This window comes from Pseudomonas sp. C9 (assembly GCF_002000165.1).
GTDB lineage: Bacteria > Pseudomonadota > Gammaproteobacteria > Pseudomonadales > Pseudomonadaceae > Aquipseudomonas.
The window spans coordinates 1,537,561-1,560,361 of record NZ_MPAK01000001.1; the positions used below are offsets into that span (position 1 = coordinate 1,537,561).

Consider the following 22,801-nt stretch of genomic DNA (forward strand, 5'->3'; position numbering starts at 1 on the left):
CTGGGATAATGCGCCGACAGAACGCTTTTTCGGCACGCTCAAGTCAGAGTGGGTGCCTCGTGGCGGTTACAGCCTGATCGAGGAAGCCAAAACCGATATCGTGCGCTTCTTCATGTACTACAACCGCACCAGACTCCATAGCTATAACGACTACCTGTCGCCAATAGCCATGGAGCAAAAAGCGGCATAAACACCGTAATCGGTGTCCGAGATTACTTGACCAGTTCAGCTTGCTCGCGATGAGGCCCGCCCAGCCACCGCCCCCTCAAACGAACCAGACTCCAAGGCCCCAGACAATGAACGTCACCTTGAAAACCCTCCCCCCAGCACGCGTCGCCTACCTGCGCTACACCGGCCCCTACGGCCCGGAAATCGGCACCTTCTGGCGCGAAACCGTCGCCCCGTGGATGATCGAAAACAACCTGCTCAACCGCGTGCGCTACGGCATGGGCCACGACGACCCAAGCACCACACTTGCGCAATACTGCCGCTACGACGCCTGCGTCGAAGTACCCGCCGACTTCGAACCGAAATACCCGTTCGCCGTCACCAATCTGCCCGGCGGCCGCTATGCCGTCGCCCACTTCAAAGGCCCGGCCAGTGAAATTCCGGCGGCATGGGGTGAGTTGTGCGGGCAATGGATGCCGGAAAGCGGATTGGCCTACGACCAGCGTCCGGGTTTCGAGCGGTACCCGGTGGAGGCTTCTTACGATGAGAGCACTGGCGTGATGGAAATGGATATGTGCATTGCCGTAAAAGACCAGTAACCCATAATCCACTGTGGGATCGAGCCTGCTCGCAATGACGGATTAACATCCGTCCCTTATCTATTACGTTTCAGGCAGGCTCATCACCGGAATGCGCTGTTGAGCTTGGGTAATGTCGTAAACATGCTGTTCACAGCGCTCACTGACGGACTGAAACTCCACCAGATACACCTTACTGCTTTCTGGAGTGAATGAACTTTTCAGTGGGCCGCAACGATAAGTACTTCCTATGCTCTCGCCACTCGCGTAACCCGAGACTTTAAAAAGTTCATTTAAATCGGCTTGCGTCTCCGGTCATCCAAACAAATAAATCCGTCCCGTTTACCCCCTTTTCCGTCCAACACATCAGCATTTTCAGACGATGGGAACCGACAGTGGAAAGTGCTTGAGCGAGCGTGCGTAAGAATCGAATGGTCTGCATGGGATCGGGATCTTGTTTTTGTGTGGTGCAATACAAGCTGCCGACCCATGCAGGTCTCTTAAATCCCCAACCTCTTGATTTCTCGTAGGAAAAATCGGTGATTTCTCAGAATCCGTCCCCTTTCCGAACTTCTCCAGGGGTTCCACCCTCAACCGGTTAACCCGCCTTAATCAGAACAATAGTAACGGGACAGATTTATTCTCCTGGCCATTGCTCCATACCAAACAATAAATCCGTCCCCTTTCCGCTTTACCACTTCCCTTTCCGCTTTTCCGGTCTCTCTTGCATCCATTACTTCAAAAGTAAACTTGGTTCCGCCCTTCCCGTTGCCAAATCAACTTCATACATTCCGCCATCCCACCTATACCCTTGAAGCCGACCACCGACACAAATGATCTTAGTAAACGGCCCACCATTAGAATCAAAATCTGAAGTTACCTGCCAAACAACATTCCCTTCACGATCAATCAGAAAAATATTTCTTGCACACTCAACACTCCCGAAAACACCATCTTGACCAAGCCGATCAAACAGAATGACGCTTAGCTCAGTTGAGAGCTCAATGATTTGGGAAGCCACGCTTTTATCGATATATTGGCTCATTATAACGGCCTCGGAACACCAAAATTAGTACTTGGAATCTGATCTAGCAGCTGATACTGAACTCCGCCTTTATTGTTCACGCCAAACTCTGGCTGAGCAGCGACACGCCCAACCTGCATATTGGTTCCCATAGGAACATTAACATCTGCAATCTGAGTCGGGATTTTTGGCAAAGCCAAATGCTGCTGAATTTCCAAAGGGGTCATTCCTGAAATCTCATCAGCTCGAACAAGGAATGCTCCTTGGGGGTTGTCCATAGTAGAAACCCGTACAAACTGAATATCAGTATTCGTTGTAAAGGTTCTGACCTGTGAACCCACATCATATGGTGGGTTCCAGCCTCGTGCGACAAACGGGGCATTTGCCTGATCGGCACTGATCGCTCGCACATTAATAATCGAGCGGTTGGGTAAAAAAGTCCCATTGATAGTATCCAGGTTTTTCGTGGTATTGATTTCAATCGTCGCAACGCGCTCGCCAAGATCAGCACCCTCCTTGACAAGCATCTTACTCAAGGTTTTGCTCGATACCTCAATCCCTATTTTTGCCAGGGTCAGCCCTGCTTTAGCTGCCCCACCGACACCGGTTACCACACTCCCCACGGTGTAAATCAACAGGCCCAAATCGCGTCCCAATTGGACCGCCTGATCATCCCCACCGGTTTCAAACGCGAGCTTCATCCGGTCAATACTGGCCAATAAGCTATCCGTCGCCGCATCGCCTAACTTGGCGCGCACGGCCGGATCACTGACTGCTGACGCGAGACCACTCAAACCATCGATGGGATGAGCCAGGAATTGCGCCATGCCTTCAATGTCTTGCATGCCCCCCTCAGAGAGGCCCTGCCTAAGCCCACCAACGGTGAGAATATCTTGCTTAGCAGAGACACCGATCCATTTGGCATAGACCAATGCTTGGGCTATCAATCCCTTGCTCTTGGCTTCTTCCAACTCCTTTTGCATCTGTACAATTTGTTGCGTCGCCAACCAATTGTTATCGACGTTCGCCGTAGCCGCGTTGTTAGCAGTTGCCGCCCCATTCGGGTTGCTCATTGCCGCAATGCCGGTCACCAGGCTGGTGATAATGTTGCGTTTGGCCTCTCGCTCTATGGCGGTTTCATTCGGGTCGGAGTCTGCGAACAGTCCCGCCAGCAAGCTAGCGGCAGAACCTCCCAAAGCACCGGCCGAGCAACTCTGATTACTGGCCGCCGCGCCGGCACAGCCGAGAATCGCATGGAGTGCCGCGTGTTCAGGACTTCCTTCTTTCAGGCCCTTTTTCACCAGTTCGCCGATGTACGCCGAGCCTTGCTGCTGAACGAAGTTGACCACCATGTTCTGCGCAAACTGGGCGCCGCTGCCGGCGACATTGCCGCTGATACCCGCGACCAAGGCGGTTGCAATTTGCCGGTAGGTGCCACCCGCGCCCCAGTTTTCATCGATGTTCTTGATCTCCTCCTTTAGCGCCTGATAATTCTGAAGGTGCTTGCGCTGATCGGCCTCAGACGCTCCGACCGCAATCATCAGCAGCCTTTCCTTCTCAGCCTGCTCCTTCAAGCGGTCTATTTCCCGCGCACGACTCTCAATGTACTGAGATACGTTCTGCACAAACTTGCCGACAATCTCGAAATCCACGCCGATCTCTTGTTCGTCAAAGATCGGTTTGAGTTTGTGAGTGCCGTCACGATCGCTGGAGACATCGGTATTGATCGCGGCAATGGCTTGCTCGGCCGTCTGACCGGTCAACTCCTGCTGCTTGACGGTATTGGTGATGGTGACGGCTGCGCCACTGATCCCGCTGCGGGTGGTGCTGCGGGAGCTATCATGTTGCTGGGCGATGCCGCCGCTGACGCTGCTGGTGCCAACACAGAACGGTGGAACGCACAGACTCACCCCAATGTTGGCGCTCGACTGCTGCGATTTGTAGGTGCTGGTGTCCTGCAAGCTTTCGATATTGAGGTCGCCGCCCACCTTGACCTTGACCGTCTCACCGCTGGCGACCGCGCCCTTGATGTTGGTGTCACCGCCACTTTGCAGGTTCAGCGTATGGCCGGACTTGATCGACGTATTGATTTGGGTGACATCATCGCCGTCTGCGCTACCGCGTCCCTTGTTGGCGGCAAGCTCAAAGGTGATGCCATTGCTTTCACCAAAGCCGAAACCAATACCGGCGCTCCAGCCGCTGTTGCTGTTGCTGCTTTCCTGATGCGCCGTATTTTGCGCGGACAATAAATTGATTGCGCCGTCGGCCTTGAGGGATACATCGCCCCCGCCTTCGATCCGGCTTCCGACCACATTGATATCGCTATCAGCACCGGCTCCCATGGAGACGATGTTGATGTTGCCTCCGGCAATCACTCCGCTGCCGACAACGTTTCGACTCGGAAAGAGGACCGGACATATTTTCTACCAAAATAAATCAGCTCCCTATCTGTTATGTTTCAGGCAGGCTCATCACCGGAATACGCTGTTGAGTTTGGGTAATGTCGTAAACATGCTGTTCACAACGCCCGCTAACGAACTGAAACTCAACCAGATACACCTTGCTTCTTTCTGGAGTGAACGAGTTTTTCAGTGGGCCGCAACGATAGGTACTTCCTATGCTCTCGCCACTCGCGTAACCCGAGACTTTAAACGGCTCATTGGAGTCGGCTTGCGTCTCCAACTGCGGGAAGTGTTTAAGAGTTGTGCTGTTGGCCACTTCGTTGAGCTTGGCAATCCAGCCGAACACCTTTTCCTGTCCCGAATCCACCACGGTTCCAAGCACCTCGGCACGCTGATCGGGATCCGCTGCGCGGCTGATCGCGAACTCTACAGGGTAGGTGCTGCCCGATGCTTTCATGATAACTTTGGCGTGCTGCGCATCGACAGTCACTGTGTTTTGGTGCAGCTGGATGCCGTCCTTCCACGGGCTGGATAAAGAGACCCTAGCGTTGGAATGGCAGCCTGGCAATATCAGAACCAACGTCACTGTGGGAGCGAGCCTGCTCGCGAAGACTGACTACCATTCAACACAAATACCAGCAGACGCATCGCTTTCTCGAGCAAGCTCGCAACCACGATGGTGTAGTGATTATTGGCTCTATTCATTAACTGACAACAACCTGGCATACGCCCTACAGACCAAGAAAATAAATCCCCTTTTCCTTCTATTCAACCCGTAGGCGGGAGTTTGCTCTCGCTCCTACAGGTCCAAAGTCATACTGACCGGGTCACTTGATCAAGTCTGGCCGAGTGGACTTGAGCATCGCTGCGCTGACCGTGCCTTGAACCGAGCAGGTGATCATACCTTTGCTGGTCTTGGTCACGTCTTGCGAAGCAGGTTCTACCATCAATATCCGTTCTGCCGTATCGGTCACCAACTTGCCTGCATTGTCATCGCCGTTTTCCGGTACCCAGCCTGACTGCTTGTGCGACCAGATTTGCGCGCGGGCGTAAATCCCGTTGGCGCTCTCCAAGTTGCTACCCGGTACTTTATTCAACTGTGCGTAAAGCTCATCGGGCGCCTGCTGTGTATAGAACCCCCAGCCAATGATGCGCGAGCCCATCAGATTCTGGTCTTCCGCAAAAAAGCCGGTCAACGCAACGCCGTTGAGAGTGACCGGCGTGTCGAACACCCAGCGCTGCCCCATTTCGGTTTTGGTTCCGCCACTCAACGTAATCTTCCCGTTGTCCAGCGCACTGGAAATGCGTTCCTTGAGACCGGGCTGATTTACCACTGCTAGGGAGTTTTCGTCACAGGCGAGAAATGTTTGCAGTGCAGGCGAGACGGCGAAGCTGCTGGTGCAAGTAACCAGCGCTGCGAAAGGGATGAGCAGGTAATTCCATTTCATTGAGTTACTCCTAGCCTCAAAACGATGATCGTCTATACGGCACAGTGGGAACAAGCGAGTCTTAGTGTGAAGGGTGACTGCGTGGAGCCGGTGGTGGAAGGGGCAAGTTTTTTCCCTGTTAAGCGGCCAGCGGTTGCCGGCACACGTCTTTGAGGCTTCCAGTTATCACCAGTGTGTCGGCAAGGGAGGTGAAGACATGAGTAAGCGCACATTAAACCTCCTCCACAAATAGATTCGGGTAGCTGTGATGTTGGACTAAAAGGGGACACCCGCCGGTCTCAAGTCAAGGCTAAAACCAAAAATAAAAATAAAAACAAAAACAAACCCTCCTCCCTTTTCTTTTCACTACAGTCAAATATCTTCCTTAGGTAGATCACCAATTTACGAAGCAAAAAACAAACCATTTTCATCGATCCAAATCACACCCGGAATTTCATAAAAATAAATCGTCAATTCGCCATCGCACTCAGACACTACTCCTTCCGGCCAACTTTCCTTTAAACAAGATACGATCTGTTTTGCGTCCAAATCCCAGTGAGACCTTTTATCATCAATAGAAAATTTCGGATGCGGATTATCTGGAGAGATGTAGCAATCAGCACCTGGCTTAATGAACTTTATTTTCCCATTAACGAGCAGATATTCAATCATGTAAAAAAAGGCATCTTTTTGCTGATCAAAAGTCAAACCAGGATTCCATGAACCAATTGCGCTAAAAAGAGCGGACAACCACAAACCAAACGAATCGCGCTCTATTTCCTTAACAAATTTAATATTCATTACGGGTTTCCTATAAGAAATTTTATTTCTGGATTGTATGTAGTACCTGCCGCTGCCTTAGGGATGTCAATAGTCCAAGCAGGACCAGTTTGACCGGATGATGACGAGAAATTTCGTAGAGTAAAATTCCCCTCAGGAGTACTAACAACATATATATCACCCTTCCCAGAAATAGTACGAGGAGGAGGCAAGGAGGTGGATCCTGTTAACTCCGAAAAATACTGCTTAATTTCCACATCAGTCGCACCGGAGAATATTTTAGCATTGCCTGAGTTTGGAAGCTCAATGAGAGAGCGGTTTCCAATTTGAATACCACTTCTAGCGCTGGCAGAGCTAAATAGCTCCGCTAATTCCGTGCGGCGATTTATGTATGGAATGCCTTTTGCTTCATCGATCACTTGTGGTGGCGAATCGCCCTCTTTCGGAGGCATGACGCCATCCTTCGGCGGTGTTACATCGATTTTCGGCGGAGTAACCGTTGTCGGTGGATCAAGCACTGGCACATCCGAATCCCGCACAACGCCCTGCAAATTACTAATCTTGGTTTTGATGACATTGATATCAAACGACGCGCCCATTTTTTTGACGGTGTTGACGGAGACGTCGATCCCCATTTCCGAAAGTCTCAACGCGCTGGCTGCAGAACTGCTCCCCCCGCCAAGCATGAGCTGTGCGACAAGCGCAATCACCTGTCCCATTTGGTTGCCGAGGTTTTCCGCATTGGCATCGCCACCTTCGACGACTGCTTTTGCAATCTGATCAAGTTGTGACTTGAGCGCTGCAGCGACTGCATCACCTAACAACGCTCTAGCTTCCTTGGAGGATGCAAACTCCACGGCGGCATCAAAACTTCGCTCCGGGTCGGCCATGAGCGAAACGGCACTGTCCAGAGTCCCTAAGCCCGCACCGGCCATTCCGTCCGTGAAACCTTTGAGAACACCCGAACCGGTCAGTAAATCCTGGCGCAAAGAAGTGATCTGCCACTTCCCAGCGATAGCCAGTTTTTTGAGGATATTGGGTTCTGCATCAATTTCTTTCTTTGCCTGAACATATTGCTGCGTCGCCAACCAGTTGTTATCGACGTTCGCCGTCGCCGCGTTGTTCGCGGTAGCCGCACCGTTCGGGTTGCTCATGGCCGCAATACCGGTCACCAGGCTGGTGATGATGTTGCGTTTGGCTTCACGCTCTACAGCGGTTTCGTTCGGATCGGAGTCTGCGAACAGCCCCGCCAGTAAGCTGGCGGCCGAACCACCCAAGGCGCCGGCCGAGCAACTCTGGTTGCTGGCAGCAGCGCCGGCACAGCCAAGAATCGCATGCAGGGCCGCGTGTTCAGGGCTACCTTCCTTCAAGCCCTTTTTCACCAGTTCGCCGATGTACGCCGAGCCTTGCTGCTGGACGTAGTTGACCACCATGTTTTGCGCGAACTGGGCGCCGCTGCCGGCCACATTGCCACTGATACCAGCAACCAGCGCTGTTGCGATTTGTCGGTAGGTGCCGCCTGCGCCCCAGTTATCGCCGATTTCCTTGATCTGCTGAGTGAGCGCCCGATAATTTTCGAGGTGCTTTATTCGAACGTCGTCATTCGAATTCCTATCAATCGAGGCAGCCAGTTCCTGATCGGCCAGTTTCTTCTTGGTATCAATTTCCCGCGCGCGACTCTCAATGTACTGCGATACGTTCTGCACAAACTTGCCAACAATCTCAAAGTCCACGCCGATTTCTTGCGCGTCGAAGATCGGTTTGAGTTCGTTAGTGCCGTCACGATCGCTGGAGACATTGGTATTGATCGCGGCAATRGCTTGCTCGGCCGTCTGACCGGTCAACTCCTGCTGCTTGACGGTATTGGTGATGGTGACGGCTGCGCCACTGATCCCGCTGCGGGTGGTGCTGCGGGAGCTATCRCCGGCGAACAGGACGATCGGTGTTGTTGAGCTCACGCCGTTCTTACTGGCAACGACGGGACCACCTCTATTGGCCGTCGCGCTGGCATTACCGTTTGCATCACGGCCCATGTCGCCGCCGTAACCGCCGCTGAGGTTGATGCTGCTGGCGTCGTAATCAGCCTTGTTTTTGATATCGGAAGTGGTCAGTGTCCCGGTGCTCAGGGTGTTTTGGCCGTCGGCAACCGCTTTGTCGGTACTGGCGATGATCGCCCCGACCAGATCGGTATTGCCGGTAACCTCAACCTGGAAACCGCCATCACCGGCCTTGATGCCCGATTGTTCACTGACACTGGCGTAATCGCTTTGCATGTGTTGCTGGGCGATGCCGCCGCTGACGCTGCTGGTGCCAACACAGAACGGTGGAACGCACAGACTCACCCCAATGTTGGCGCTCGACTGCTGCGATTTGTAGGTGCTGGTGTCCTGCAAGCTTTCGATATTGAGGTCGCCGCCCACCTTGACCTTGACCGTCTCACCGCTGGCGACCGCGCCCTTGATGTTGGTGTCACCGCCACTTTGCAGGTTCAGCGTATGGCCGGACTTGNTGTTGCTGGGCGATGCCGCCGCTGACGCTGCTGGTGCCAACACAGAACGGTGGAACGCACAGACTCACCCCAATGTTGGCGCTCGACTGCTGCGATTTGTAGGTGCTGGTGTCCTGCAAGCTTTCGATATTGAGGTCGCCGCCCACCTTGACCTTGACCGTCTCACCGCTGGCGACCGCGCCCTTGATGTTGGTGTCACCGCCACTTTGCAGGTTCAGCGTATGGCCGGACTTGGCTGTACGGGTTTGGCTTCCTTGCCGGGCAATTCCTTGAGTTCTTCGAGACGCCGGCGCTGCTCTTCGAGCAGGCGATCCTGACGTTCGCGGATGAGATCCGTATCACCTGGGGTGGTGACAGCATTAGCAAAATTCAGCGGAGAAAGGCACAGCAAAGCCAGGCACAACCTCGCCACAAGGGCGGGTGAGTACATGTTCGATCCCTCGAAACGGAAGGTGATGGCAAAATAGTGGCGCACTATTAGTGAGCCATCATCCTGACGTCAAATAATGGATCCATTCGAAAAGTATGGGGGACGAACGGTAGAGGTAAAATCGGGCGCTTCCGACCGGTATGCAGGATGTTTCTTGATGCCATGAAGAAAAGTGACGGCCAGAGTGACGGCATTTCCGAATGCGTATTTGTCCTACAGAAGCAACGGTATGAACTTTCCGAACAGTGCAGCCTCAACCGTTTAACCGCCCAACACGGATACCGAGGCCCCCCATGAAAACCCTTCTGACGCTAACTTTCGCCACCACCCTCGCCTGCGCCCTCCCCGTTTGGGCCTGCACCCCCGAGGAAGCCACCGCCAAACGCGAGCAACTGGCTCAGGAAGTGGCCAGGCTCACCGAGCAGAATCCGGCCAAAGCCAAAGAGATCAACGACGAGTTGCAGAAGATGGACCTGGGCACAGCCGCCAAGGATTTGCCGGATAAATGCCAGTTGATTGATCAGCGTTTGAAGGAGTTGCAGACAGCGGACAAGAAAGCCGAGAGCTGATCGGTCGAGGAATTTCGAGCATAAAAAAACCGGACATCCGTCCGGTTTTTTTTGGGTCACGACAACGGCTTATTCAGCAGCCGGCGCTTCCGGCTTGCGGCGCTTGAGCGGCGCCATGCCGTCCTTGCTGACCAGCGACAGGGCGTCGGTCTTCGGGCGGTTGGCGATTTTGCGCTTGGTCGGGGCCTTGGCGCCGGTTTTTTTCTTGTCGCCTTTGGCGTCGACTTTTTTCTTCTTCACGCCAACGGCTTTGCCCGAGGCCTTGACCTTTTTCGGTCCGCCGTAGGTGCCTTTGACTTCCTTGATGGTGCGGCGCTCGAAGCTCTGCTTGAGGTAGCGCTCGATGCTCGACATCAGGTTCCAGTCGCCGTGGCAGATCAGCGAGATCGCCAGGCCTTCATTGCCAGCGCGGCCGGTACGACCGATACGGTGAACGTATTCGTCGCCGCTGCGTGGCATGTCGAAGTTGATCACCAGGTCCAGGCCTTCGACGTCGAGGCCGCGAGCGGCAACGTCGGTGGCGACGAGGATTTTCACGCCGCCCTGCTTCAGGCGGTCGATGGCCAGTTTGCGGTCTTTCTGGTCTTTATCGCCGTGCAACACGAACGCTTTGTATTCCTGCGCCACCAGACGACCGTAGATGCGGTCGGCCATGGCCCGGGTGTTGGTGAACACGATGGCCTTCTGATAGGTCTCGTTGGCCAACAGCCAGTTGAGGATCTGCTCTTTATGCACGTTGTGGTCAGCGGTGATGATCTGCTGACGGGTAGTCGCGTTCAGGTCGCTGACGTTGTTGACCTGCAAGTGCTCAGGGTTGTTCAGCACTTTGGCGACCATGTCGCGTAGGCCCGAACCGCCGGTGGTGGCGGAGAACAGCATGGTCTGCTGACGGTTGGTGCACTCCTCCACCAGACGCTGCACGTCTTCGGCAAAGCCCATGTCGAGCATGCGGTCGGCTTCGTCGAGCACCAGCACTTCCACTTCTTTCAAGTCGAGGTTACCGGCGTTCAGTTGCTCGATCATCCGGCCTGGCGTGCCGATCAGGATGTCCGGCACCTTGCGCAGCATGGCAGCCTGGACCTTGAAGTCTTCACCGCCGGTGATCAGGCCGGATTTGATGAACGTGAACTGCGCGAAGCGCTCGACTTCCTTGATGGTCTGCTGAGCCAGCTCGCGGGTCGGCAGCAGGATCAGGGTCTTGATGCTGACGCGGACTTTCGCCGGGCCGATCAGACGGTTGAGGATCGGCAAAACGAAAGCAGCGGTTTTGCCGCTACCGGTTTGCGCTGTCACCCGCAGGTCACGCCCTTGGAGCGCCAGCGGAATAGCCGCTGCTTGCACTGGCGTTGGCTCGACAAATTTAAGCTCGGCCACGGCTTTGAGCAGGCGTTCGTGCAGGGCGAATTGGGAAAACACGGGTGCTACCTCGAAGAAATACAAAAAAACAGCTGCATAGGGTAACGGTTTCGAGCGCTCAGGCCGAGTTTCTTTATACAAACGACAGTAAACAGTGGCTTTTTGTTGCCTGATTTGTCTTCAAATGTCATCCCAAGTGTCTTAAATGCTCTAATCGCCCCATCGCGTCCTACAGGAAAATCGTTTTAGCCCATGGATATCAAACAGCTCTGGCTCAACGCCCAAGACCTCTGGGGGGCCCTTGATCAGCACCCGCTCCTGCATTCAAGCCTGGGATTGGTGTTGTTACTGGTCATTGCGCTAGTCCTCGGACGAGTGGCGCGCTTCCTCATTCTTCACGCCACCAAAATGCTGGGGCGTCAGCCAGCGCTGCACTGGATCAACGACTTTCTGCACAACAAGGTGTTTCATCGCCTGGCCCAGATAACGCCGTCGCTGGTGATTCAGTTCGGCCTGCACCTGGTGCCGGAGTTGAGCAAGACCAGCCAGAACTTCCTCGGCAATGTGGCGCTGTCCTTCACCATTCTGTTCCTGCTGCTGGCGTTCAGCGCCCTGCTCAGCGCCCTGCTGGACATCTACGCGCGCACCCAATACGCCCGCACCCGCTCGATCAAAGGCTACGTGCAACTGGCGCAGATGGTTTTGTACGTGCTGGGCGCGATCATCATTGTCGCCACCCTGATCGACCGTTCGCCGCTGTTGCTGCTCTCGGGTCTGGGCGCCATGTCGGCGGTGATTCTGTTGGTCTACAAGGACACCCTGCTGTCGTTCGTGGCCAGCGTGCAATTGACCAGCAACGACATGCTGCGGGTGGGCGACTGGATCGAGATGCCACAAGTCGGCGCTGACGGTGACGTGGTCGATATCACGCTGCACACGGTAAAGGTGCAGAACTTCGACAAGACCATTGTGTCGATCCCGACCTGGCGCCTGATGTCCGAATCGTTCAAGAACTGGCGCGGCATGCAGCAATCCGGGGGGCGACGGATCAAGCGCAGCCTGTTCATCGACGCCAGTGGCGTGCGTTTCATCCGCGATGATGAAGAGCTGAAGTTGTCGCAAGTGCATTTGCTGACCGATTACATCGGCCGCAAACAGGCAGAACTCAAAGCCTGGAATGAAGCACAGGGCAATGTGGCGGCCATGGCGGCCAACCGGCGGCGGATGACCAACATCGGCACCTTCCGCGCTTACGCATTGGCGTATTTGAAAAGTCACCCGGGGATCCAGCCAGACATGACGTGCATGGTCCGCCAGATGCAGGCCACTGCGCAGGGAATCCCACTGGAAATCTACTGCTTCACCCGCACCACGGCGTGGGCCGATTACGAGCGGATTCAGGGGGATATTTTCGATTACTTGCTGGCGGTGCTGCCGGAGTTTGGCTTGAGTCTTTATCAGCAGCCGAGTGGTGGGGATTTACGTGCCGGGTTGTTGCCCGCAATGCTGGGCGCAAGCCACATCCCCGGACCCGAAAAACACATCATGTAAACACCACAGAACCCAATGTGGGAGCGGGCTTGCTCGCGAAGGCGGTGTGTCAGTCAATGTAGATGTCGACTGACACTTCGCCTTCGCGAGCAAGCCCGCTCCCACAGGGGTTTGCATTTGTTTCCAAGGTTGGCGGGTTACTTGACCTGACGCTGCGGCGCCTTGTGCACCATGGTGTAAGCGTAATCCACGCCCATGCCATACGCACCGCTGTGTTCCAGCACCAGGCCCATCACGGCTTCGTAAGTGTCTTTGTGTGCCCAATCGCGCTGGTACTCAAGCAGTACCTGTTGCCAGGTCACCGGCACCGCACCGGCCTGAATCATCCGCTGCACCGACATGTCGTGCGCTTCCTTGGTGGTGCCGCCGGAAGCATCCGTGACGATGTACACCTCGTAGCCTTCTGCCAACGCTTCCAGTGCCGGGAAGGTCAGGCAGACCTCGGTCCACAGCGCCGCAATGATCAGTTTTTTACGGCCGGTGGCTTTCACTGCATCAACCAGCGCCTTGTCTTCCCAGGAGTTCATCGAGGTGCGCTCGATCGGCTTCTGATCCGGGTGAACAGCCAGCAACTCAGGCCAGATGTAACCGCTGAAGCTTTCAGTTTCGACCGAGGTGTAGATGGTCGGAACGTTGAAGATCTTCGCAGCCTTGGCCAGACCGATTGTGTTGTTCTTCAGGGTCTGACGGTCGATCGACTGCACGCCGAACGCCATTTGTGGCTGGTGGTCGATCAGGATCAGGGCGGTGTTGGTTGGGTTGAGCAGTTCACGGATAGACATGGCGCGTTCCTTTTGATGTCGATATTCAGGTGAGTAATGAGTGAGTCGACCTTGCCGTCAGAGGCTTTGTTGTCGGCTTGGATGTCACTTTAGGGGCTAGCCACAAAAGGGACAATTACCTAAAATCGAGAATCATTGATTCTAAAATAGGGACAATCATGGATCGCATCGAATGCATGCGCGCCTTCGTCGTCACGGTCGGCGAGAACGGCTTCGCCGCCGCTGCCCGGGCAATGGATGTGCCGCGATCAAAAGTCAGCAAACAGATTCAGGCGTTGGAGGAAGCCATCGGCGTGCAACTGTTGCAGCGCACCACCCGCAGCCTGCACCTGACCGAGGCGGGCGCCGAGTACTTCGACGCGGCACGCGAGGTGCTGGCGTCGCTGGACGAGGCTGAACAGCGAGCGCGTAATGGCATTGGCGAATTGCGCGGGGTGTTGCGGGTCAATGCGCCGATGTCCTTCGGCTTGCGCCGGCTGGGGCCGCTGATTCCGCTGTTTCATGAACAGCACCCGAACATCGAACTGCAACTGGTATTGAGCGACCAGCAAGTGGACCCGGTACGCGGTGGTTTCGACGTGACCATCCGCATCGCCAGCCTGCCGGATTCGACGATGATTGCCCGGCAACTGGCACCGGCACCACGAATCATGGTGGCGTCCCCGGCTTATCTGGCACGTGCCGGTATACCGCAGACCCCGCAAGACCTGCGCGCCCATCAGTGCCTCAACTACGGGTACCTGCAAAGTGGCGTCAGCTTGCAGCTGTGCAATGGCACGGAAACTCAACGGGTCAACGTGACCGGCCCCTTGCATGCCAACAATGGCGACTTGCTCGCTCAGGCGGCCGAGGCTGGAATGGGCATCGCTCTGCTACCCAACTTTATCGTCGAGGATGCGCTGGCCGCTGGCCGCCTGGTGCCGGTGATGTGTGAATGGCAGGCGCCCGCGATCACGATCAACGCGGTGTACCCTTCGGCACGTCGAGTCCCGCAGAAGACCCGGACGTTTATTGAGTTTCTGGTGACGCAGCTGGCGGAGAAATAACGCAGATTCCCTGTGGGAGCTGGCTCGCCCCCACAGGGCAAGTGTCTATTTTCCGAAGAGTCGGCGCACCTGCTCCGCGTCGGCGCTACCGTTCTGCTCAAGCGCGACGAAATACGTCAGCTGCCATTGCTGCGTCTTGATCGCCTGTTTTGCGACGGGCCTGGCCCAGGGCGGGTAGACACGAATTGCGCGTTTGCCACCGTTACCGTCAATCGACATGACCCCTTTGGCGACCAGAATCTTCTGATCGAACACGAACTGCCCGCGGAGCGTGTCATCAGCAACGCTCACCACCACAAAGGCGACGCCATCGCCGGTGTCGAACGGTGCAATCTCGCTGGTCGACGTCGGCCGCTTCCATAGCGTAACGAACTGGCCAATCTTGGTTGGCGTGGTTTTCGCCACACGGAAGACCACTCCCTGATGATCGAGGCCAAGGCGACAGGCTCCGTACTCGGTACTCTCCAGCTCGCGTTGAGCCTGCTGCGTCAATGCCATGCCTGCTGGCTTGTACATCTGCTCAATGGCGGCGGCTAGTTCGTGTGGAAGGTCCGTCACGGTCGCTCCCGCATCGCCTGAATGTCTTGTCTGATGCCCAACCGGCTGACCCACACCGCCAGCAAAATCACCGATCCTCCGAGAAACAACCGACCCAGCTCTTCATGCTGATTCCAGATCAGCAGATTGATCAACAACCCCACCGGCACGTGCAGGTTGTTCATCACCGCCAGCGTCCCGCCATTCACCAGGCAGGCGCCCTTGTTCCACCAATACAAACCCAACGCCGTCGAGACCAGGCCGAGGAACACCAGCACGCCCCATTGCAGCGGCGCTTCGGGCAGGAAGTTTTGTTTGCCAAACAGCAGGAATGCCGGCAATGCCACCGCCAATGCCCCCAGGTAGAAGTAACCGAATCGCCGGTAATGCGGCAGATCGCTCGGATGGCGGGCCACCAGATGTTTGTAAAGCACCTGGCCGGCAGCGTAGGTGAAGTTGGCCAGTTGCAGCAGCAAGAACCCCATGAAGAAATCCGGGTTGATCCGGTCGTAGCGAATCACCGCTGCGCCCATCACCGCCACCACTGCGGCAATCAACGCCCACGGATTGAAACGCCGGTTCAGCGCGTCTTCGATCAAGGTCACGTGCAATGGTGTGAGGATGGTGAACAGCAACACTTCCGGCACGGTCAGTACCCGGAAGCTCAGGTACAGGCACACGTACGTCACGCCGAACTGCAACGCGCCGATCAGCAGCATGCCGCGCATGAACGCAGGCTCCACCGAACGCCAGCGCGTCAGTGGAATGAACACCAGCCCCGCTAGCACTACGCGCACCAGTACTGCGAAATAACTGTCGACGTGACCGGCCAGGTATTCGCCGATCAAACTGAAGGAAAACGCCTGGATCAGCGTGACAAAAAGTAGATAGCCCATGCTCGCCTCATTTCGAATGGCGGCGACGATAGCGGGTTTTTCCCATCACAGCGAATCGTCAGGCAACACACAGCCCTGTAGGAGCTGAGCTTGCTCGCGATGAGGGTGCCACATTCAACATGGATGTCGGCGGGTACACCGCTATCGCGAGCAAGCTCAGCTCCTACAGGGTTATGTGTGTGTGCCCATCAAATCGCAGGCAAAAAAAAGCCCGATCTCGCTAAAGCGTTCAATCGGGCGACAGCACTCAGGAGCAAAAAGTGCAAAGGGAGGTTCGATGCGCGTAAAGCCGTGAAGGGGTTGCGCCAGGTCACTAGACCATCCAGTGATTATCTGGCGATTAAAGGATCAGGCGACCTGAGAAAGCTTGGCGTTGGCCTGGTTCAAGCCCTTCTCCTGGAAGTCGCCGCCCAGGTTCATGCCTTCGGCGTGAATGAAGGTCACGTCGTGGATGCCGATGAAGCCCATGACCTGACGCAGGTACGGTTCCTGGTGATCCGCGGTGCTGCCTGCATAAATCCCGCCGCGAGCGGTCAGCACGTAGGTACGCTTGCCGCTGAGCAAACCTTGCGGGCCGGTCTCGGTGTATTTGAAGGTCACGCCGGCACGCAACACATGGTCGAGCCAGGCTTTGAGCGTGCTGGGAATAGCGAAGTTGTACATCGGTGCGGCCATGACCAGCACATCGGCGGCCAGCAGTTCATCGGTCAACTCGTTGGAGCGTTCCAGTGATGCCTGTTCGATGTCGCTACGTTGCTCAGCCGGTTTCATCCAGCCGCCCAACAGGTTGATGTCCAGGTGCGGCACCGGGTTGACGGCCAGGTCACGAACAGTGATCTGGTCAGCCGGATGGGCGACTTTCCACTGGCTGATGAAGGTCTGGGTCAGCTGACGGGAAACCGAGTCTTGCTGGCGGGCGCTGCTTTCGATGATCAGAACGCGTGACATAGGTTGTAGGCTCCATCTGAGAATGCTGTAAGTCGATGGAGCGAAGATTAAACAGAGTCAAATCGATGAAAAAGCGCAAATAACTGCTATAACCCATCAATTAATTCGTTTATAAGCTGAGCACGCCCTTGTAGGAGCTGAGCTTGCTCGCGATAGCGGTGTGTCAGCCGACATCAAATTAAATGACACACCGCTATCGCGAGCAAGCTCAGCTCCTACAAGAGATTGCAGTCATTTCGGGGTGCAGGTCAGCTCGATACGCAGCTTGATAATGCTGCGGGTGAACTTCGCGGTGGCGTTTTTATGTTTGCCGGCAGGCACATCGATCGTGCGCGTACGCGGTGCTTCCGGGCCATTGCTGAAAACCGCCTTGCAGGTAGCATCGACGTCGCCGTAGTTAGCCACCCGGATGGAGCCGATGTCGTTATCCGTATCGAAGGTCTCGTAATCGATCTTCAAGCCGTTGAGTTTTTTCTGCACATCGATCGGATAAGCAAACGCCGTCAGCGGCAGCATCGCCAGCAGCACACAACCCGATACCACACAGCAAAGCTTTTTCATTCAGCAGTCTCCAAAAGGGCTGCCAGCTTAGGACAAGAGGAGCCATTCATGAAAGCGCCCCGCGTGACCCTTGATCAATGGCGAACATTGCAAGCCGTGGTCGACCACGGTGGTTTCGCCCAGGCCGCCGAAGCGCTGCACCGTTCGCAATCGTCGGTAAGCTACACCGTGGCCCGCATGCAAGACCAGCTCGGCGTGCCGCTGTTGCGCATTGACGGTCGCAAAGCGGTGCTGACCGAAGCCGGCGGCGTGTTGCTGCGTCGCTCCCGGCAACTGGTGAAACAGGCCAGTCAGCTCGAAGACCTGGCCCATCATATGGAGCAAGGCTGGGAAGCCGAAGTGCGGCTGGTGGTCGACGCGGCATACCCAAGCGCCCGCCTCGTCCGCGCCTTGACCGCGTTCATGCCGCAAAGCCGCGGCTGCCGGGTTCGCCTGCGTGAAGAGGTGCTTTCGGGCGTGGAGGAAGTTTTGCTCGAAGGTGTGGCCGACCTGGCGATCACGGGATTGAGCATCCCGGGTTATCTGGGAGCGGAGTTGAGCGACGTAGAATTCGTCGCAGTGGCCCATCCCGAACATGCGCTGCACCGCCTCAACCGTGAGTTGAATTTCCAGGACCTGGAAAGCCAGATGCAAGTGGTGATCCGCGACTCCGGTCGGCAACAACCGCGCGACGTCGGCTGGCTTGGAGCCGAACAGCGCTGGACCGTCGGCAGCCTGGCCACCGCCGCGACGTTTGTCAGCAGCGGCCTGGGGTTCGCCTGGCTGCCTCGGCACATGATCGAACGAGAACTCAAGGAAGGCACGCTCAAGCTGCTACCGTTGGATCAGGGCGGCAGCCGCAACCCGAGTTTTTACCTGTATTCGAACAAGGACAAACCCTTGGGGCCGGCGACGCAGATTCTCATTGAACTGCTGCGCACCTTCGACACCGCACCGCTGGACGCGCCTTTCGCCGCCCCTGAACAAGCCTGATAAGGAGTATCTGCATGGCCTATTTCGAACATGAAGGTTGCAACCTGCACTACGAGGAATATGGCCATGGCACGCCGTTGCTGCTGGTCCACGGCCTGGGTTCCAGCACGCTGGACTGGGAAATGCAGATCCCTGCACTGTCTGCGCGCTACCGGGTGATCGTCCCGGATGTGCGTGGCCACGGTCGCTCCGACAAGCCCCGCGAGCGCTACAGTATTGCCGGTTTCAGCGCTGACCTGATCGCGCTGATCGAACATTTGAACCTCGGCCCGGTGCACTACGTGGGGCTGTCGATGGGCGGCATGATCGGTTTTCAACTGGCCGTGGATCAACCGCAATTACTCAAGAGCCTGACCATCGTGAATAGTGCGCCACAGGTCAAATTACGCAGTCGCGACGATTATTGGCAGTGGTTCAAACGCTGGAGCCTGATGCGCGTCCTCAGTTTGGGTACCATCGGCAAAGCCCTCGGCGACAAGCTGTTTCCGAAACCGGAACAGGCGGACCTGCGACAAAAAATGGCCGCGCGCTGGGCAAAAAACGACAAACATGCTTATCTCGCCAGCTTCGATGCCATTGTTGGCTGGGGAGTCCAGGAACGACTTTCGAGGGTCTCCTGTCCAACCCTCATCGTCAGTGCCGACCGTGATTACACCCCGGTTGCACTGAAGGAAACCTATGTAAAACTGCTGCCCGATGCGCGGCTGGTGGTGATCGCCGATTCGCGCCACGCCACCCCGCTGGACCAGCCCGAACACTTCAACCACACACTGCTCGAGTTTCTCACCGCAGTCGACACCACCCCACTCAGGATCACTGACCCATGCTGAAAAAAATCGCCCTCGTCGCCGGCTCCGTGCTGTTTGCTGCCAACCTGATGGCTGCGACGCCTGCCAAGGCGCCGCACGTTCTGCTGGAAACCACCAACGGCCAGATTGAAATCGAACTGGACCCGGTCAAGGCGCCGATCAGTACCAAGAACTTTCTTGATTACGTCGACAGCGGCTTCTACAACAACACGATTTTCCACCGTGTGATTCCTGGATTCATGGTCCAGGGCGGCGGGTTCACCCAACAAATGCAACAAAAAGAAACCAAGGACGCGATCAAGAACGAACACAAGAACGGTCTGGTCAACGTTCGTGGCACCTTGTCCATGGCACGCACCTCGGCGCCTGATTCGGCCACCAGCCAGTTCTTCATCAACGTCAAGGACAACGATTTCCTTGATCAGGGCGATGGCTACGCAGTGTTCGGCAAAGTGGTCAAAGGCATGGACGTGGTCGACATCATCGTCAACTCGCCGACCACTGTACGTGGTGGCATGAAAGACGTGCCGGCCGACCCGGTCCTCATCAAGTCGGCCAAGCGCATCGACTGAGACTAAGCTGGACAGGGATGTCAGAGCCGTTGCCGGTTTTGCCGGCAACGCTCAAACCGTTTAAAGGAGAGCCCGTTTACGGGCGAGAAACTGATGCTTTATCGCCGTTTTGAACAACTGATCGACGTGTTTCGCGACGCCCCGACGGCCGCTCCGCCGGATCGCGTTCTCCCTTTTTATACCTACTACCTCAAGCAGGTCTGGCCAAGCTTCGCCGCCCTGCTGATCGTCGGCCTGTTCGGCGCACTGATCGAAGTGGCGCTGTTCAGCTACCTGAGCCGCATCATCGACCTCGCCCAAGGCACGCCCGGTGCCGACTTCTTCAAGGAACACGGCATTGAACTGGCCTGGATGGCCGTGGTGGCGCTGATCCTGCGCCCGGTGTTCGTTGGCCTGCATGACTTGCTGGTGCACCAGACCCTGAGCCCCAGCATGACCAGCATGATCCGCTGGCAGAACCACAGTTATGTGCTCAAACAGAGCCTCAATTTCTTCCAGAACGACTTCGCCGGGCGCATCGCCCAGCGCATCATGCAGACCGGCAACTCGCTGCGCGATTCGGCCGTGCAAGCGGTGGATGCGCTCTGGCACGTGCTGATCTATGCGATCAGTTCGCTGGTGTTGTTTGCCGAAGCCGACTGGCGCTTGATGATCCCGTTGCTGAGCTGGATCGCGGCGTACATGGGCGCGCTCTGTTACTTCGTGCCACGGGTCAAGGATCGTTCGGTGGTCGCCTCCGATGCACGCTCCAAACTCATGGGGCGGATCGTCGACGGCTACACCAACATCACCACGCTGAAACTGTTCGCCCACACCAACTTCGAACAGCAGTACGCCAAGGAAGCCATCGAAGAACAGACGGTGAAGGCCCAACTGGCCGGTCGCGTGGTCACCAGCATGGACGTGGTCATCACCAGCATGAACGGCTTACTGATCGTCACCACCACCGGCCTGGCGCTGTGGCTGTGGACGCAGTCGCTGATCTCCGTGGGCGCGATTGCCCTGGCCACTGGTCTGGTGATCCGCATCGTCAACATGTCCGGCTGGATCATGTGGGTGGTCACGGGCATCTTCGAAAACATCGGCATGGTCCAGGACGGTTTGCAGACCATCTCGCAACCGGTCAGCGTGACCGATCGGGATGAGGCCAAACCGCTGGCCGTCGCCCGTGGCGAAGTGCGTTTCGAGCACGTGGATTTCCACTACGGCAAGAAGAGCGGGATCATCGGCGACCTCAACCTGAGCATCAAGGCCGGTGAAAAGATCGGCCTGATCGGGCCCTCCGGTGCCGGGAAATCGACCTTGGTCAACCTGCTGCTGCGTCTGTATGACGTGGAGGGCGGGCGAATCCTTATCGATGGCCAGAACATTGCCGATGTCGGCCAGGAAAGCCTGCGCGAGCGTATCGGCATGATCACCCAGGACACGTCGCTGTTGCACCGTTCGATCCGTGACAACTTGCTGTACGGCAAACCCGACGCCACCGACGCAGAGCTCTGGGACGCGGTCCACAAGGCCCGCGCCGACGAGTTCATCCCCTTGCTGTCCGATGCCGAAGGCCGCACCGGCTTCGATGCGCATGTCGGTGAACGCGGGGTGAAACTCTCCGGGGGTCAGCGCCAGCGTATTGCGATTGCTCGCGTGCTGCTCAAGGATGCGCCGATCCTGATCATGGACGAGGCCACGTCGGCACTGGATTCGGAGGTGGAAGCAGCGATCCAGGAAAGCCTGGAAACCCTGATGCAGGGCAAAACCGTGATTGCCATCGCTCACCGACTTTCGACCATCGCCCGGATGGACCGGCTAGTGGTTCTGGAAAACGGCAAGATTGCCGAAACCGGCACCCACGCCGAACTGCTGGCCCATGGCGGGTTGTATGCACGGTTGTGGCAGCACCAGACCGGAGGCTTTGTCGGCATCGATTGAGTCTTGTTCTCACCACAGATCCTGTCTGATCGTTCCCTCGCTCTGCGTGGGAATGCAGCCGGTGACGCTCCGCGTCACTGGACGCAGAGCGTCCCTTGAAGCATTCCCACGCAGAGCGTGGGAACGATCGGCCCTCGGCTACCTGCTGGAATTCTCTTGAAACCCTGCTGTACTCAGCCAAGGTTCTGGTGATGGTTCTGCAGTCCATCTGCTGGATGCGATAGGCAGTAAAACCTCGAAAGGGCACGCTCTATGTCTCTATTCAAACGTTCAGCGACAGAGTTGGTTGGTACGTTCTGGCTGGTGTTGGGGGGGTGTGGCAGTGCGGTGCTGGCCGCCGCTTTCCCGGAGGTGGGGATCGGTTTGCTGGGGGTGTCCCTGGCGTTTGGGTTGACGGTGCTGACCATGGCGTTCGCTATTGGCCATATCTCCGGTTGTCACCTTAACCCGGCCGTGTCATTGGGGTTGGTAGTCGGTGGACGCTTTCCCGCCAAGGAGCTGCCGGCGTACATCATTGCGCAGGTCATCGGCGGGATAATTGCAGCCGCATTACTGTACTTCATTGCCAGCGGCAAACCCGGTTTCGACCTGGCCGGTGGCCTGGCATCCAACGGTTATGGCGAACATTCTCCTGGCGGCTATGCCATGGCGGCAGGGTTTGTCTGTGAACTGGTGATGACGACGATGTTCATCCTGATCATCCTCGGCGCCACCGACAAACGCGCCCCCGCGGGACTGGCCCCCATCGCCATCGGCCTGGGGCTGACCCTCATCCACCTGATCTCGATCCCGGTCACCAACACCTCGGTCAACCCGGCGCGCAGTACTGGCCCGGCACTGATCGTCGGCGGCTGGGCGATTCAACAACTGTGGATGTTCTGGGTGGCGCCACTGCTGGGCGCGATAGTCGGCGGTGTGCTCTATCGGTGGCTGGGCAAGGAAGACACTTAAGGCCTGG

The 22,801-nt window shown here is 56.6% G+C and carries 21 protein-coding genes and 2 pseudogenes; 10 read left to right on the forward strand and 13 right to left on the reverse strand.

Annotation, left to right across the window (positions count from 1 at the left end):
• Positions 1–190: integrase core domain-containing protein (locus BMS17_RS30330; protein WP_175648956.1), on the forward strand; the 190-nt coding region annotated here is incomplete at its 5' end.
• Between the two features lie 106 nt (positions 191–296).
• Positions 297–767 (forward strand): GyrI-like domain-containing protein, encoded by a 471-nt coding sequence (locus BMS17_RS07270; protein ID WP_077430689.1) that lies wholly within the window; start codon positions 297–299, stop codon positions 765–767.
• Positions 768–1,479: 712 nt separating this feature from the next.
• Here the strand turns inward: BMS17_RS07270 and BMS17_RS07275 are convergent.
• The 7 genes and pseudogenes from BMS17_RS07275 to BMS17_RS07310 all read right to left on the reverse strand — a co-directional run bounded on the left by BMS17_RS07275 (position 1,480) and on the right by BMS17_RS07310 (position 9,363).
• Positions 1,480–1,791: a hypothetical protein gene (locus BMS17_RS07275; protein ID WP_218191581.1), complete on the reverse strand. Its 312-nt coding sequence runs from the start codon at positions 1,789–1,791 to the stop codon at positions 1,480–1,482.
• Complete coding sequence (locus tag BMS17_RS07280) at positions 1,791–4,190, reverse strand: hemagglutinin repeat-containing protein (protein ID WP_077430690.1); 2,400 nt, start codon at positions 4,188–4,190, stop codon at positions 1,791–1,793. Before BMS17_RS07280 ends, BMS17_RS07275 begins: the two co-directional genes overlap by 1 nt.
• Before the next feature lie 31 nt (positions 4,191–4,221).
• A complete protein-coding gene (locus BMS17_RS07285; protein WP_077430691.1) occupies positions 4,222–4,758 on the reverse strand; it encodes a hypothetical protein in 537 nt (178 codons plus the stop codon).
• A gap of 241 nt (positions 4,759–4,999) precedes the next feature.
• Positions 5,000–5,620: a hypothetical protein gene (locus BMS17_RS07290; protein ID WP_046033347.1), complete on the reverse strand. Its 621-nt coding sequence runs from the start codon at positions 5,618–5,620 to the stop codon at positions 5,000–5,002.
• 381 nt (positions 5,621–6,001) lie between these two features.
• On the reverse strand, positions 6,002–6,400 hold the full coding sequence (locus BMS17_RS07295; protein ID WP_046033346.1) for a hypothetical protein: 399 nt from the start codon (positions 6,398–6,400) through the stop codon (positions 6,002–6,004).
• A 2,021-nt stretch (positions 6,401–8,421) separates the two neighbouring features.
• Positions 8,422–9,121, reverse strand: a pseudogene (locus tag BMS17_RS30900) (hemagglutinin repeat-containing protein); the annotation flags it as partial.
• Entirely contained in the window at positions 9,103–9,363 is a 261-nt protein-coding gene (locus tag BMS17_RS07310; protein ID WP_046033345.1) for a hypothetical protein, read from the reverse strand. The gene BMS17_RS07310 and the pseudogene BMS17_RS30900, both read right to left, overlap by 19 nt.
• Before the next feature lie 248 nt (positions 9,364–9,611).
• Here BMS17_RS07310 and BMS17_RS07315 point away from each other — a divergent pair, with 248 nt between their 5' ends.
• Positions 9,612–9,887 (forward strand): hypothetical protein, encoded by a 276-nt coding sequence (locus BMS17_RS07315; RefSeq protein WP_046033344.1) that lies wholly within the window; start codon positions 9,612–9,614, stop codon positions 9,885–9,887.
• Between the two features lie 69 nt (positions 9,888–9,956).
• On the opposite strand, the gene BMS17_RS07320 is transcribed toward BMS17_RS07315, so the two are convergent.
• Positions 9,957–11,303: a DEAD/DEAH box helicase gene (locus tag BMS17_RS07320; RefSeq protein WP_046033343.1), complete on the reverse strand. Its 1,347-nt coding sequence runs from the start codon at positions 11,301–11,303 to the stop codon at positions 9,957–9,959.
• A gap of 192 nt (positions 11,304–11,495) precedes the next feature.
• Here BMS17_RS07320 and BMS17_RS07325 point away from each other — a divergent pair, with 192 nt between their 5' ends.
• Positions 11,496–12,794, forward strand: a complete 1,299-nt coding sequence (locus BMS17_RS07325) for a mechanosensitive ion channel family protein (RefSeq protein ID WP_046033342.1) — start codon at positions 11,496–11,498, stop codon at positions 12,792–12,794.
• Between the two features lie 137 nt (positions 12,795–12,931).
• Here BMS17_RS07325 and BMS17_RS07330 read toward each other — a convergent pair whose 3' ends face one another.
• On the reverse strand, positions 12,932–13,576 hold the full coding sequence (locus tag BMS17_RS07330) for a hydrolase (protein WP_046033341.1): 645 nt from the start codon (positions 13,574–13,576) through the stop codon (positions 12,932–12,934).
• Between the two features lie 158 nt (positions 13,577–13,734).
• Here BMS17_RS07330 and BMS17_RS07335 point away from each other — a divergent pair, with 158 nt between their 5' ends.
• Positions 13,735–14,622, forward strand: coding sequence for a LysR family transcriptional regulator (locus BMS17_RS07335; RefSeq protein WP_046033340.1), 888 nt, complete (start codon positions 13,735–13,737; stop codon positions 14,620–14,622).
• Positions 14,623–14,667: 45 nt separating this feature from the next.
• On the opposite strand, the gene BMS17_RS07340 is transcribed toward BMS17_RS07335, so the two are convergent.
• From BMS17_RS07340 to BMS17_RS07355, 4 genes are all read right to left on the reverse strand, one after another.
• Positions 14,668–15,180, reverse strand: coding sequence for a MepB family protein (locus tag BMS17_RS07340; RefSeq protein ID WP_046033339.1), 513 nt, complete (start codon positions 15,178–15,180; stop codon positions 14,668–14,670).
• Positions 15,177–16,055 carry a carboxylate/amino acid/amine transporter gene (locus tag BMS17_RS07345; RefSeq protein WP_046033338.1) on the reverse strand — a complete coding sequence of 293 codons (879 nt, stop codon included), beginning with the start codon at positions 16,053–16,055 and terminating at the stop codon, positions 15,177–15,179. Before BMS17_RS07345 ends, BMS17_RS07340 begins: the two co-directional genes overlap by 4 nt.
• Before the next feature lie 348 nt (positions 16,056–16,403).
• The gene (locus BMS17_RS07350) at positions 16,404–17,003 is read right to left on the reverse strand and encodes an FMN-dependent NADH-azoreductase (RefSeq protein ID WP_077430694.1); all 600 of its coding nucleotides are present in this window, start codon (positions 17,001–17,003) and stop codon (positions 16,404–16,406) included.
• Between the two features lie 231 nt (positions 17,004–17,234).
• The gene (locus BMS17_RS07355) at positions 17,235–17,564 is read right to left on the reverse strand and encodes a hypothetical protein (protein WP_046033336.1); all 330 of its coding nucleotides are present in this window, start codon (positions 17,562–17,564) and stop codon (positions 17,235–17,237) included.
• A gap of 48 nt (positions 17,565–17,612) precedes the next feature.
• Here BMS17_RS07355 and BMS17_RS07360 point away from each other — a divergent pair, with 48 nt between their 5' ends.
• From BMS17_RS07360 to aqpZ, 5 genes and pseudogenes are all read left to right on the forward strand, one after another.
• Positions 17,613–18,536, forward strand: a complete 924-nt coding sequence (locus tag BMS17_RS07360; protein ID WP_046033335.1) for a LysR family transcriptional regulator — start codon at positions 17,613–17,615, stop codon at positions 18,534–18,536.
• Between the two features lie 14 nt (positions 18,537–18,550).
• Positions 18,551–19,356: pseudogene (locus BMS17_RS07365) on the forward strand (alpha/beta fold hydrolase).
• Positions 19,357–19,359: 3 nt separating this feature from the next.
• Positions 19,360–19,917, forward strand: a complete 558-nt coding sequence (locus BMS17_RS07370; protein WP_046033333.1) for a peptidylprolyl isomerase — start codon at positions 19,360–19,362, stop codon at positions 19,915–19,917.
• A gap of 93 nt (positions 19,918–20,010) precedes the next feature.
• Positions 20,011–21,843, forward strand: a complete 1,833-nt coding sequence (locus tag BMS17_RS07375) for an ABC transporter ATP-binding protein (RefSeq protein WP_077430696.1) — start codon at positions 20,011–20,013, stop codon at positions 21,841–21,843.
• Between the two features lie 252 nt (positions 21,844–22,095).
• A complete protein-coding gene (gene aqpZ / locus BMS17_RS07380) occupies positions 22,096–22,794 on the forward strand; it encodes an aquaporin Z (protein WP_046033331.1) in 699 nt (232 codons plus the stop codon).
• Positions 22,795–22,801: the final 7 nt, after the last annotated feature.